The 13,005-nt window shown below is 62.9% G+C and carries 10 protein-coding genes and 1 pseudogene; 9 read left to right on the plus strand and 2 right to left on the minus strand.

Going from position 1 to position 13,005, the window contains the following annotated elements; translation table 11 throughout:
* A pseudogene (locus tag H620_RS27095) lies at nt 1–350 on the plus strand (hypothetical protein); the annotation flags it as partial.
* Here H620_RS27095 and H620_RS0112550 read toward each other — a convergent pair.
* Nucleotides 344–1,927 carry a methyl-accepting chemotaxis protein gene (locus H620_RS0112550; RefSeq protein WP_027907446.1) on the minus strand — a complete coding sequence of 528 codons (1,584 nt, stop codon included), beginning with the start codon at nt 1,925–1,927 and terminating at the stop codon, nt 344–346. The pseudogene H620_RS27095 and the gene H620_RS0112550 overlap by 7 nt on opposite strands.
* Nucleotides 1,928–2,151: 224 nt before the next feature.
* Between H620_RS0112550 and H620_RS0112555 the strand changes: the two genes are divergently transcribed.
* The 7 genes from H620_RS0112555 (at nt 2,152) to H620_RS0112585 (ending at nt 12,048) form a co-directional block, all read left to right on the plus strand.
* On the plus strand, nt 2,152–3,315 hold the full coding sequence (locus tag H620_RS0112555) for an efflux RND transporter periplasmic adaptor subunit (RefSeq protein ID WP_027907447.1): 1,164 nt from the start codon (nt 2,152–2,154) through the stop codon (nt 3,313–3,315).
* Nucleotides 3,312–6,404, plus strand: coding sequence for a multidrug efflux RND transporter permease subunit (locus tag H620_RS0112560; protein WP_027907448.1), 3,093 nt, complete (start codon nt 3,312–3,314; stop codon nt 6,402–6,404). The genes H620_RS0112555 and H620_RS0112560 overlap by 4 nt, the downstream gene beginning before the upstream one ends.
* A 9-nt stretch (nt 6,405–6,413) precedes the next feature.
* On the plus strand, nt 6,414–7,088 hold the full coding sequence (locus H620_RS0112565) for a heavy metal response regulator transcription factor (RefSeq protein WP_023382289.1): 675 nt from the start codon (nt 6,414–6,416) through the stop codon (nt 7,086–7,088).
* Nucleotides 7,063–8,475 carry a heavy metal sensor histidine kinase gene (locus H620_RS0112570; protein WP_023382291.1) on the plus strand — a complete coding sequence of 471 codons (1,413 nt, stop codon included), beginning with the start codon at nt 7,063–7,065 and terminating at the stop codon, nt 8,473–8,475. The genes H620_RS0112565 and H620_RS0112570 overlap by 26 nt, the downstream gene beginning before the upstream one ends.
* Before the next feature lie 132 nt (nt 8,476–8,607).
* Entirely contained in the window at nt 8,608–8,829 is a 222-nt protein-coding gene (locus tag H620_RS0112575; protein ID WP_023382293.1) for a hypothetical protein, read from the plus strand.
* 205 nt (nt 8,830–9,034) lie between these two features.
* Complete coding sequence (locus H620_RS0112580) at nt 9,035–10,366, plus strand: OprD family porin (protein WP_023382294.1); 1,332 nt, start codon at nt 9,035–9,037, stop codon at nt 10,364–10,366.
* A 185-nt stretch (nt 10,367–10,551) separates the two neighbouring features.
* Nucleotides 10,552–12,048 carry a sensor domain-containing diguanylate cyclase gene (locus tag H620_RS0112585; protein ID WP_023382295.1) on the plus strand — a complete coding sequence of 499 codons (1,497 nt, stop codon included), beginning with the start codon at nt 10,552–10,554 and terminating at the stop codon, nt 12,046–12,048.
* On the opposite strand, the gene H620_RS0112590 is transcribed toward H620_RS0112585, so the two are convergent.
* The gene (locus H620_RS0112590; RefSeq protein ID WP_023382296.1) at nt 12,045–12,521 is read right to left on the minus strand and encodes a ferritin-like domain-containing protein; all 477 of its coding nucleotides are present in this window, start codon (nt 12,519–12,521) and stop codon (nt 12,045–12,047) included. The genes H620_RS0112585 and H620_RS0112590 overlap by 4 nt on opposite strands.
* Before the next feature lie 200 nt (nt 12,522–12,721).
* Here H620_RS0112590 and H620_RS0112595 point away from each other — a divergent pair, with 200 nt between their 5' ends.
* Complete coding sequence (locus H620_RS0112595) at nt 12,722–12,943, plus strand: DUF3820 family protein (RefSeq protein ID WP_023382297.1); 222 nt, start codon at nt 12,722–12,724, stop codon at nt 12,941–12,943.
* Nucleotides 12,944–13,005 lie beyond the last annotated feature (62 nt).

A 13,005-nucleotide genomic window follows, 5' to 3' on the forward strand; every position in this document is an offset into this window, starting at 1 on the left:
TGCCTGCCATGCTCGAAGCCGCCGGCCAGACCGCCAGCCAACTGTTCGGTGGGCTGGCCGGGCTGCTCAAGGACGCCGCTAGCGGCAACCTCGACGCCGAGGTCAATCATGCCCGGGCCCGCCAGCAACTGGCCCAGGTGGCGCTGTACGACTCCATGTTTGAAGTCGACGCCTGGACCCTGGCCGCCGCGCCCCTCGCGCCAACGGATGGTCAAGTGGCGTTGGATAACTCGACCCAGGTAAAAGCTACATCTGCACGACGTGTAGGCGTTGACTCAAAAAATATGGAGCTAGTCGTTTTGGATAGAACTGAGGTGCATGTAAATGGGGGCGCCCAATCCCCCTACTGACAACGCCGCCAAAACTCATCCGCCAACCGCCGCAAGTCCTGCGCCAAATACGCCACATCACTGGCACGTGAGTGGCTATGCTGCCCCACCTCCACCGTCGCTTCACTGGCCAGACGAATACTGACGATATTGCGGTTTATGCTCTCGCTGACCTGGCTTTGTTGCTCCACCGCCGCGGCAATCTGCAAGCTCATCTCGTTGATCTGGTTGACCCGGGCGCTGATGCCATCCAGGGCGCTGCTGGCCAGTTGCGCCTGCTCGACGCTGTGTCCGGCATGCTCGCTGCTTTGCTGCATCACTTCTACCGCGGCGCGGGTGCCGTCCTGGAGGGCACCGATCATGCGCTGGATTTCATGGGTCGACTGCGCGGTGCGCTTGGCGAGGTTGCGTACTTCATCGGCCACAACGGCAAATCCCCGACCTTGCTCGCCGGCTCGGGCCGCCTCTATCGCCGCGTTCAATGCCAGCAAATTGGTCTGTTCGGCAATACCGCGGATGACATCGAGCACACCCGATATCTCGCTGCTGTGGGTTTCCAGCCGGTGAATCACCTGACTGGCCTCGGCCAACGCGCCGGCCAGACCCTGGATGGCGTTGCGGTTACGGTCCACCAACCGATGCCCGGCCTGGGTCTCGCCCTCGGCCTCATCCGCCGCCACCGCTGCCAACTGCGCGCTGCTCGCCACCTGGGCAACACTGGCGCTCATCTGGTGGATCGCCGTGGCTACCTGGTCGGCTTCGCCTTGCTGCTCGAGGCTATGGCTATGACTGGTGTGCAAGGCGTCGACCAAGGCGCCGGAATGGGCCGCCAGGCGTGTCGAGGTGTCGCCGATACGCCCCACCACCGCGCCCAGTTGGGCCTTGAGCATGCGCATGGCGAAAGCTACCTGGCCGATGTCATCACGTCGGCCGGTGTACAACTGCTGGCTCAAGGGGTTGTCGGCTATGGCCAGGGCCTGTGCGCGCAGGCGTTCGAACGGGCGTAGCAAGACGACGATCACCAGGCCGCTCAAGACTGCAGCCAGCCCCAACTCCAGCAGTGCGGGCAAGCCGCCTATACCCAGGCCCCAATGGCCCAGCGCGGCCACCGACGCCAATACCGTGCCGACGCTGAGCATCAGCCGGCTGCGTAACCCCAGCACCGGTATGCGCTGGCGCCAACCGCCACGGCCCTGGCGCAACTGCGCATAGCAACGCTCAGCCGCCGCGACCAGCTCGGGGCTGGGCTTGGTCCGTACCGATTGGTACTCGATGGTCTGGCCGCCACTGCTGATCGGCGACACGAATGCACTGACCCAGTAATGATCGCCATTCTTGCAACGGTTCTTCACCAGCCCCATCCACGAACGCCCGCCCTTGAGCGTCTGCCACATCTGCTCGAAAGCCTGGGGCGGCATGTCCGGGTGGCGGACGATGTGGTGGGCATTGCCCAGCAACTCATCATGGGAGAACCCGCTGACCTTCACGAAATCCTGGTTCGCATAGGTGATACGGCTGTCCAGGTCAGTGGTGGAAAGAATGTTGGCATCGCCGGGGTAATCCACTTCGCGACCGGTAACAGGCAAATTGCACTTCATCGGAGGCACTCGTTGTTGTAGTTGGGAAGATCGGCAGGGCATTCGACTCTAGGGGTAAAAACCGGCGTTGAATTGATCCAGCGCAGGATATTGGCAATTGGCCACCAACGAGCCGAAACTGTCGGCGCTGTCAGCCAGGCGTCACGCTGCCGACCCGGTCAGGGGGCTATAAGCTTCACTACGGACACGTGTTTCCCACCCCTCTTGGCCAAGGTGCTTGCCCCATGCGACGCCCGTCCCGCTCTCTTTTTCTCGCCGCTGTGGCGCTCCTGGCGCTGGCTGCGCTGGGCCTGTGGTTCGGCCAGCGCGAGCAAGCGCCCGGGCCACGTGCGCAGGCGGCGATTCCGGTACGGGTGGTCAGCGTCGTTCAGCAGGACGTGCCGCGTTATGCCAGTGCCATCGGCTCGGTGCTGTCGCTGCACAGCGTGGAAGTGCGGCCCCAGGTGGAGGGGGTATTGACCCAGGTGCTGGTCAAGGAGGGGCAATGGGTGAAGCAAGGCGACTTGCTGGCCACCCTCGATGACCGGGCGATTCGCGCCAGCCTGGACCAGGCCCGCGCCCTGCTCGGCCAGAGCCAGGCGCAGATCCAAGTGGCCGGCGTCGATCTCAAGCGCTACCGCCTGTTGAGCGCCGATGACGGCGTTTCGAAACAGACGCTCGATCAGCAACAGGCGCTGGTCAACCAGTTACAGGCTACGGTCAAGGGCAACCAGGCGGCCATCGCCAACGCCCAGGTGCAGCTGTCGTACACCCAGATCCGCTCACCGGTGACCGGTCGAGTCGGTATTCGCAACATCGACCCTGGCAACCTGGTGCGTACCAGCGACACCCAAGGCCTGTTCAGCGTCACCCAGATCGACCCGATCGCCGTCGAATTCTCCCTACCGCAGCACATGCTGCCGACCCTGCAACGCCTGCTCAAGGCCCCCGCCCCTGCTCTGGTCCAGGCCTACATGGACGCCGACGGCGAACGCAACCTGCTGGGCGAAGGCCACCTGGCCCTGATCGACAACCAGATTTCCGCCACCACCGGCACGGTGCGGGTCAAGGCCGAGTTCGACAATAAGGATGGCCGCCTGTGGCCCGGACAACTGGTCACCATTCGCCTGCGTACCGCCGTGGACGAAAACGCCCTGGTGGTGCCGCCTCCGGTGGTGCAACGTGGCGTCGATGGGCACTTTGTCTACCGCCTGGACGGCGACAAGGTCACCAGCGTGCCGGTCAAGCTGATATACCAGGACAGCGAGCTGAACGTCATTGCCGGGGTCAAGCCCGGTGAGCGCCTGGTACTCGATGGCCAGTCACGGCTTAAGCCGGGGTCGCGGGTCGAGGTCACCCCTGACGCCCCTGCCGCGTCGGCAATGGCCGACCGCAGGAGTCAGCCATGAATACGCGCAATGGCGTTTCGGCCTGGTGCATCGACCACCCGATCGCCACCCTGCTGCTGACATTCGCCCTGGTGCTGCTGGGCGCCATCGCCTTCCCGCGCTTGCCGGTGGCACCGTTGCCGGAAGCGGACTTCCCGACCATCCAGGTCACCGCCCAGTTACCCGGCGCCAGCCCGGAAACCATGGCATCGTCGGTGGCGACGCCGCTGGAGGTGCAGTTCAGCGCCATTCCGGGCATGACCCAGATGACCAGCAGCAGCGCCCTGGGTTCGACCAACCTGATCTTGCAGTTCACCCTCGACAAAAACATCGATACCGCTGCCCAGGAAGTGCAGGCGGCGATCAACACCGCCACCGCACGCCTGCCCCAGGACCTGCCCAACCCGCCGACCTGGCGCAAGGTCAACCCAGCCGACAGCCCCGTTCTGGTGCTGACCGTAAGCTCCTCGCAGATGCCAGGCAATGACCTGAGTGACTATGCCGAAACCCTGCTGGCCCGCCAGTTGAGCCAGATCGAAGGCGTCGGTCTGATCAACATCACCGGGCAGTTGCGCCCGGCAATACGGGTCCAGGCGCAGCCGGAGAAACTCGCAGCCATCGGCCTGACCCTCGCCGACCTGCGCCAGGCCATCCAGCAAACCAGCCTGAACCTGGCCAAGGGCGCGTTGTACGGCGAGCACAGCGTGTCGACCCTCGCCGCCAACGACCAGCTGTTCCACCCGCAGGACTACGCCAAGCTGATCGTCTCCTACCGCGACGGCGCGCCGGTGTATCTGCAGGATGTGGCGAAAGTGATCCATGGCGCCGAAAACGCCTACGTCAAAGCCTGGTCCGGCGCGCAACCAGGGCTGAACCTGGTGGTGTTCCGCCAGCCCGGTGCCAATATCGTCGACACTGTCGACCGGGTGCTGGAAGCGCTGCCAAGGCTGCAGGAGATGCTGCCTGCGTCGGTCGAGGTCTCGGTGCTGCAGGACCGGACACAGACCATCCGCGCCTCGCTGCACGAGGTGGAGCTGACCCTGTTGATCGCCGTGGTGTTGGTGATCGGGGTGATGGCGTTGTTCCTGCGGCAATGGTCGGCGACGCTTGTGGTGTCCAGTGTGCTAGGGGTGTCGCTGATCGCCAGTTGCGCATTGATGTATGTGTTCGGTTTCAGCCTGAACAACCTGACCCTGGTGGCCATCGTCATTGCCGTCGGCTTCGTGGTGGACGATGCCATCGTCGTGGTGGAGAACATCCACCGCCACCTTGAAGCGGGCGACGACAGTCGCACCGCCGCGCTCAAAGGTGCCGGGGAAATCGGCTTCACCGTGATCTCGATCAGTTTCTCGCTGATCGCTGCGTTCATTCCGCTGCTGTTCATGGGCGGTGTGGTCGGCCGGTTGTTCAAGGAGTTCGCCCTTACCGCGACGGCCACCATCCTGATCTCGGTGGTGGTGTCGCTGACGCTGGCGCCCACGTTGTGCGCGCTGTTCATGCGCCGCCCGCCTCGCGAGCAACACGGCGGCCTTGGCGAGCGCCTGGTGCGCCGGTACGCGCGTGCCCTGGACCATGCCCTGGCCCACCAGCGCCTGACCCTGGGTGTGTTCGGCATCACCCTGGCGTTGGCAGTGGCCGGATACGTGGCAATCCCCAAAGGTTTCTTCCCACTGCAGGACACCGGTTTCATCCTAGGCACCACCGAGGCGGCGGCGGATGTGTCGTACCCGGCCATGATCGAGAAGCACCAGGCACTGGCCAGGATCATCGAAGCCGACCCAGCCGTGCGCGCGTTCTCCCATTCCGTCGGCGTGACCGGCAGCAACCAGACCATCGCCAACGGCCGATTCTGGATCGCCCTGAAACCCCGTGGCGAACGTGACGTTTCCGCCAGCGAGCTGATCGACAGGCTGCGGCCAAAGCTGGCCCAGGTGCCTGGCATCGTCCTGTACATGCGCGCCGGGCAAGACATCAACCTCAGCTCCGGCCCTTCCCGCACCCAGTACCAGTACGTGCTCAAGAGCAATGATGGCATGGCCTTGAACCTATGGACCCAGCGCCTGACCGACCGCCTGCGGGAAAACCCGGCACTGCGCGACCTGTCCAACGATCTGCAATTGGGCGCCAGCGTCACCCGCATCGACATCGACCGCCAGGCCGCGGCGCGCTTTGGCCTGACCACCACCGACGTCGACCAGGCGCTGTACGATGCCTTCGGCCAGCGGCAGATCAGTGAATTCCAGACCGAGACCAACCAGTACAAGGTGATTCTCGAACTCGACGCCCGCCAACGAGGCAAGGCCGAAAGCCTGAACTACTTCTACCTGCGCTCGCCGCTGACCCACGAAATGGTCCCCCTGTCGGCGCTGGCCCATGTCGCCCCGCCCAGCACCGGGCCGCTGTCGATCAGCCACGATGGCCTGTTCCCGGCCGCCAACCTGTCGTTCAACCTGGCGCCAGGCGTGGCCCTGGGCGATGCCGTGCAGATCCTTGAGCGCACCCAGCGCGAACTCGGCATGCCCGACTCGATCAGCGGCAACTTCCAGGGTGCGGCCCAAGCCTTCCAGAGCTCGCTGTCGAGCCAGCCGTGGCTGATTCTGGCAGCACTGGTGGCGGTGTACATCATCCTGGGCGTGCTCTACGAGAGCCTGGTCCACCCCCTGACCATCATTTCCACCCTGCCATCGGCGGGCCTGGGCGCGCTGATCCTGTTATGGGCCATGGGGCAGGACTTCAGCATCATGGGACTGATCGGCGTGGTGCTGCTGATCGGCATCGTCAAGAAGAACGGCATCCTGCTGATCGACTTCGCGCTGGACGCCCAGCGCACGCAGGGCATCACGCCCGAGCAGGCGATCCACCAGGCCTGCCTGACGCGCTTTCGGCCGATCCTCATGACCACCCTCGCCGCCCTGCTCGGTGCCGTACCGCTGATGTTCGGCTTCGGTACCGGCGCCGAGCTGCGCCAGCCCTTGGGCATCGCCGTGGTCGGCGGGCTGTTGGTGAGCCAGGCCCTGACGCTGTTCACCACCCCGGTCATATACTTGGCCCTGGAACGCTTGTTCCATCGCCGCCGGGCCATCCAGGCGGCTGCGCCCAGTGCCACTTGAGACAAGACCATGCGTGTGCTGATCATCGAAGACGAAGAAAAAACCGCCGACTACCTGTATCGCGGCCTGAGCGAACAGGGCTTCACCGTGGACCTCGCACGCGACGGCATCGACGGCCTGCACCTGGCCCTGGAAGGCGACTACGCGGTGATCGTGCTCGACGTGATGCTGCCTGGCCTGGATGGCTATGGCGTGCTGCGTGCACTGAGGGCGCGCAAGCAGACGCCGGTGATCATGCTGACCGCTCGCGAACGGGTCGAGGACCGTATCCATGGCTTGCGCGAAGGTGCCGACGATTATCTGGGCAAACCGTTCTCGTTTCTGGAACTGGTCGCTCGCCTGCAAGCCCTCACCCGCCGCAGCAGCAGCCATGAACCTTTGCAGGTCCAGGTCGGCGACCTGTGGATCGACCTGATGGCGCGCAAGGCCAGCCGTGCCGGCCAGCGCCTGGACCTCACCGCCAAGGAGTTCTCGCTGCTCAGCGTACTGGCCCGGCGGCAGGGCGAGATCCTGTCCAAGACCGCCATTGCCGAACTGGTCTGGGACATCAATTTCGACAGCGACGCCAATGTGGTCGAGGTGGCGATAAAACGCCTGCGCGCCAAACTCGACGGCCCGTTCGACAACAAGCTGCTGCACACCATACGAGGCATGGGCTATGTCCTGGAAAACCGTGCCGGCTAACTCCATCGCCCTGCGATTGTCGGCGCTGTTCATCCTGGTGGCGATGGGCGTGTTCCTGTTGATTGGCTCGGCGTTGTACCGCCAGGTCGATCGCAGCCTCGACCTGCTGCCCGCTGCCGAGCTCGATGCGCGTTTCAGCGTGCTTGAGTCGACCCTCAACCGCTATGGCACCCCTGAGCACTGGGCCAAGATCACCAACAAGCTCAACCTGCTCAGCGAAGAAGACCGGCGCATCCGCTTCTGGGTGGTCAGCCAAACCCCGGCATTCGAGTATGGCCAGCCGGACGCGCTTATCCGCACATTCGCCGAAGGGCCGCAGGGTATGCGCGAGCTGCGCCTGCCCGATCGGCCCTACCCCTACAAAGTGCTGGTCAGCGAACTCCCACCTTTGGCGGGCCGCCCCGCGTTGCGCTTTCTGATCGGCATCGATACCGAAACCTTCTGGCAGGCCCAGCACAGCTTGTTGGTGGCCATCGTTGGTCTTGCCGTGCTCGGTGTGCTGTTGGCCTCGCTGCTGGGCTACTGGGTGGCGCGCATTGGCCTGCGTCCGCTTCTGGCCCTCTCCAACGAAGCCCAGGCGCTGGCGCCGCCACGTCTGGACGGACGCCTGCAAACCCACGACCTGGCGCCTGAGCTGGCGCAATTCGCAGGCGCCTTCAATGCCGCGCTCGACCGGGTCAGCCAGGCGTATTCGCGGCTCGAGGCCTTCAACGCCGACGTCGCCCATGAATTGCGCTCGCCACTGACCAACCTGATCGGCCAGACCCAGGTCGCCCTGACCCGTGGTCGCAGCGCCGAGCACTACTTCGAAGTGCTGCAATCGAACCTCGAAGAGCTGGAGCGACTGCGCAGCATCATCAACGACATGCTGTTCCTGGCCAGCGCCGACCAGGGCAGCAAGGCCACGGCCCTGACCCAGGCCTCGCTGGCCGAAGAGGTGGCGACCACCTTGGACTACCTGGACTACATCCTTGAAGACGCGCAGGTCAGCGTCACCGTCAGCGGCGACGCCCAGGCGCCCATCGAGAAAGCCCAATTGCGCCGGGCACTGATCAACCTGATCAACAATGCCGTGCAGCATACCGCGCCCAAGCAGGTGATCCAGGTGCACATCGCTGCCGACGCCGAACAGGTCAGCATCGCCGTGAGCAACCCCGGCCCCGCCATCGAGGGTACCCACCTGCCGCTGCTGTTCGAGCGCTTCTACCGGGTGGACGCGGCGCGCAGCAACAGTGGCGGCGGCAACCACGGCCTGGGGCTGGCCATCGTCAAGGCCATTGCCCTGATGCATGGCGGCGATGTTTTCGTGCGCAGCGAAGCCGGCGCCAACACCTTCGGCATTCGCCTTCCAAGCGCTCAACTACGCGGGTTTGAGGCAAAAATCTAAGCCAGTTCAGCGGCGATCATTACTTTTTGTGCAACAGTGCTTATCGTACCCGATACTGTTTCCCGGGCATTGAAAGGACTAACTTTAGTCCTGTCTCAATCAGCACTTGCCAAGCAAGAAGGTAGTTTCAAAATGTCCAACAGTATGGGTATTGCCAGCGTCTTCATCCTGTCTTCCCTGTTGTTGTCGCCCCTGGCCATGGCCGAAGAATCCCAGGCTTTCGTCGCCCGTAACGCACAACTGGCCGCAGCTCAGCAAGAAGCTCGCGAAGCCGTGGCACACAAGGCAGACACTCTGAAAGACGCCAAGCAGACAGCTTCCAAAGCTTCTGTCGACGCCAATGCCGACAGCTGAGTTGTCGCTGTCACCGTTTCCGATTTCCCTTGGCTACGCCATGGGCACCTCCCGTGCCGGTATGTTAGCCTTTTAAAGCCGCTGATCGCTCAGCGGCTTTTTTTATGTGCTTTAACCATCAGCGCGGCCGAAGCGTCACTAATAAGAAAGTTGCACATTCAAAAATAAAAACTGCCCCACCGATAGACCAAAGGAGCTCATACCGGTGCTTACCGCGTATCGTCTTACCCCGTTATTCGTTGCATTGGCCGCAACGATTCCCTTCGCCGCCCAGGCCGATGAAGACAAAGCTGAAGGCTTCATCGAGGGTTCTTCGCTGAACCTGCATTTCCGCAACGCCTACTTCAACCGCGATAACCACCTCCCCGGCGTGCGTGACACCCGTGAGTGGGGCCAGGGCGCGGTTGCCCGGTTCGAGTCCGGCTACACACCGGGTGTCGTCGGCTTCGGCCTCGACGCCCATGCCATGCTGGGCCTGAAACTCGATGGCGGTGGCGGCCATGCCGGCACCAGCATCCTGCCTACGCACTTCAAGAACGAGGACGAACTGGGTGCCGCGCCGCACTCGTTCTCGACCGCAGGTGCAGCCGTCAAGCTCAAGGCTTTCGACACCGAGCTCAAGGCCGGTGACCTGTTCCTTACCAATCCGGTGATCGCTGGCGGTGAAACCCGCATGCTGCCGCAGACGTTCCGCGGCGTGCATCTGACCAACAACAGCATCGATGGCCTGATGCTCGAAGCCGGTCAGGCCAGTTTCACCAAGCCGTACAACCAGAGCGGACACCGCCGCATCGACACCTACTACGGCAAGCTGGGTGACAACGAGAGCAAGCACCTGAACTGGGCAGGCGCGTCCTGGACGGGCACCGAGAACATCACCGCCAACCTGTATGCCGCAGAGCTGAAGGACATCTGGAACCAGTACTACGCCGACTTCGACTACACCTACGTAGTCAACGACCTGGTCAGCCTGAACCCAGGCGTGCACTTCTACCACACCCAGGACACCGGCCAGGCGCTGCTGGGCAAGATCGACAACAACACCTACAGCGTGCACTTCACCGTCAACGCCGGGTTCCACAGCGTCACCGCCGCTTACCAGCGGGTCAACGGCAACACGCCGTTCGACTACATCAACCTGGGTGACAGCATCTACCTGGACAACTCGCGTATGTACTCGGACTTCAACGCCCCCAACGAGAAGTCCTGGAAGCTGCAGTACAACTACGACTTCGCAGGCCTGGGTGTACCGGGCCTGACGTCGTCACTGTCGTACTCGCGCGGTGAAGCGGACCTGACCAAGGCTGACAAGGACCTGACCCACTACGACTACTACCGCGCGGACGGCAAGAACGCCATGCACTGGGAACGTGACCTGGACGTGAAGTATGTGTTCCAGGAGGGCAACCTGAAGGATCTGTCGGTACTGCTGCGCTATGCCACCCACCGTGGCAGCCAAGGCTATGCGTCCATCGACAGCAACAGTGACAACGATGAACTGCGGGTGATCGTCGATTACCCGGTGAACATCTTCTGACGCATTGATCGCCAGCCAGCCGACGACTACCGGGTTGCAAACGCTCAGTAGGAGCCGGTTGGCCGGCGACTTGGGCTGAAAAACAGCCCCCACAGGTAATTCCGTCGGACAAATCTTGTCCGACAATCCTCGCTTCCCTAGAATACTGCCGCCGCATAACGGCCCCTGCCTCAGCAGTAGCGAGCATGCCCACCCGATCTCCGCGTATCGCACTCTACAGGTCGCACCCCGAACTGATCCTGAACCTGGCCAGTTGCCTTGCCGTGCTCGCTATCGTGGCCATCGTCAGCTACCTGCTGGCACGCGAAAGGGACAGCGTCGAGCTGTCGGCCATTCGCTCGTCCAACAACATCGTCCAGCTCATCGAAAGCGATATCCTGCGCAACGTCGAGCTCTACGATCAGTCCTTGCAAGGCCTGATCTGGGCCGTAAGCCGAAAGGAATTGCCGGACATACCCACCAGCTTGCGCCAGCGTCTGCTGTTCAATGGCGCCTTCGTCGACCACAAGCGCGGCGATCTGCTTTGGCTCGACAAGCAAGGCAACGTAGTGGGCGATTCCACCAGCACCGTCCCACGCACGGCCAACTTGGCCAACACCAGCATTTTTCAGGCCCACCTGCATAACCCCAATCTGGGGTTGCTGGTCGGCCCGCCCTTTAAGTCCAAACTCAGCGACCTGGATTGGTGCATCAGCTTCAGCCGACGTATTTCAGGGCCTGACGACGCGTTCGTTGGGGTAGCTGCCGGCGCACTGCGCCTGTCGTACTTCAGCGAGCTGTTCCGGCGACTGGATATCGGCGACGACAGTAGCATCAACCTGATCAACACCGACGGACAACTGCTGGCGAGACAACCGACGCGCCCCCAGGACCCGATGATCGGGACCAACGTCAACGACAGCCCCAACTTCAAGCGCATCCTCAGTGAGCACCGGGGCAGCTTCACCGCCCGCTCCAGCTTCACTGGCGCACCCCGTATCTACACCTTCGCACGTGTTGCCGACCTGCCATTGATCGTGCTGGTAGTGCACTCGGCCGACGAGGTGTTCCAGTCCTGGCGACGCACCGCGATTCTGGTCAGCGGTGCCACCGGTGTGCTGTGCATCGGTATCCTCTGGCTGAGCCTGTTGCTGGGCCGAGAGCTGCGCCGCCGCCAGGAAGCCGAACAAGGCCTGGCGACACTGGCCGCCACCGACAGCCTGACCGGACTGGCCAACCGCCGCCGCCTGGACCAGGTGCTGCGTCAGGAATGGGCTCGTGCCCAGCGAAATCGACAGCCATTGGCGGTGCTGATGGTGGATGTGGATCACTTCAAGGCCTTCAACCAACGTCACGGCCATGCCGGCGGGGACCATGCGCTACGGGAAGTGGCCAAGACGATCGAACAGTGCATCCGGCGCCCGGCAGACCTTGCGGCACGCTATGGCGGGGAGGAGTTCCAGGTGGTGCTGCCGGAGACCGACCTGGCCGGCGCCAAGCTTCTTGCCGAACGCATCCGTTCGAGCGTGCAAGCACTGGCACCTTTTGCCGACGATGCCCATTCGGTGACGGTGAGCATTGGCATCGGCCTGTACCTGCCGGGCACCCAGCACGATCTGGCAAGCGTGCTGGGTGCGGCAGATGAGGCGCTCTACCGGGCCAAGGCCAATGGCCGTAACCGGGTCGAGGCGCCTGCGGTTTAGGAACGTGCGCGAGCAGCGTCGCGCAGTGCCTTCACCTGGTCGTGGTTGCGCTGCACACCCTCGAGTTGCTTCTCGACGATCATGTAGGTCTGGTCGTTGGCGCCCCGGCCCAGTTTGACCAGTTTTTCGCGGGCTTCCTTATAGGCCTTCAAGGCGTGGTCTTCACCGCGCTCGACTTCGTTGAGCACCGCTTCTTCATCCTTGCCGGTGACCATCGACTTGAGGTTGACCCAGCCACGGTGCAGGTCGCCGCTGATGCTGGTGGAAGTTTCCGGATCGCCACCCAGGCGGCGCACATCACTCTGCAACTCTGCGGCGGCCGAGGCGCATTCGCCTGCGCGCTGCACGAAGAAGGCTTTGAGCTCAGGGTTCTTCACGTCTTCAGCCGACGTCTTGAATCCTTTCTCGCCATCCTTGCTGTACTCGATCAGGTCGTTGAGCACGTTGATAACGTCTTTGTTCGGGTTGCTCATGGCATGAACTCCTTGGCAGGTGGAAGTCCCTAGGAACAGAGCAGCGTTCATGCCAAGCGCCAACGAATCGTTAAAACGTTGTAAATCAATAAGTTATCTAATGAGGCAAACGAACTGGAAGCGGCGTTCTGCATGATTGCCGCTTGGGCACCCGTGCAGATTGCAGTATGGTCTGCGCTTTTACTCAGCCAGATGCGCCCATGAAACCGGAAACCCTCGAACTACTGGTCACCCGTACCATGCCCTTCGGCAAATACCAGGGCCGGATCATCGCCGACCTGCCTGGGGATTATTTGGCCTGGTTCGCTCGCAAGGGGTTTCCCACTGGAGAGCTGGGCGGGTTGCTGGCATTGATGCACGAGATCGACCACAACGGGTTGATGGACCTGCTGGTGCCGTTGCGTCAGAAGCACCGGCGATAAGGCCCCCGCAGCGTCGATGCTGCGGGATTCTGGATTGTCTTGCGCGGCCTCATCGCCGGCAA

Source organism: Pseudomonas taiwanensis DSM 21245, from assembly GCF_000425785.1.
GTDB lineage: Bacteria > Pseudomonadota > Gammaproteobacteria > Pseudomonadales > Pseudomonadaceae > Aquipseudomonas > Aquipseudomonas taiwanensis.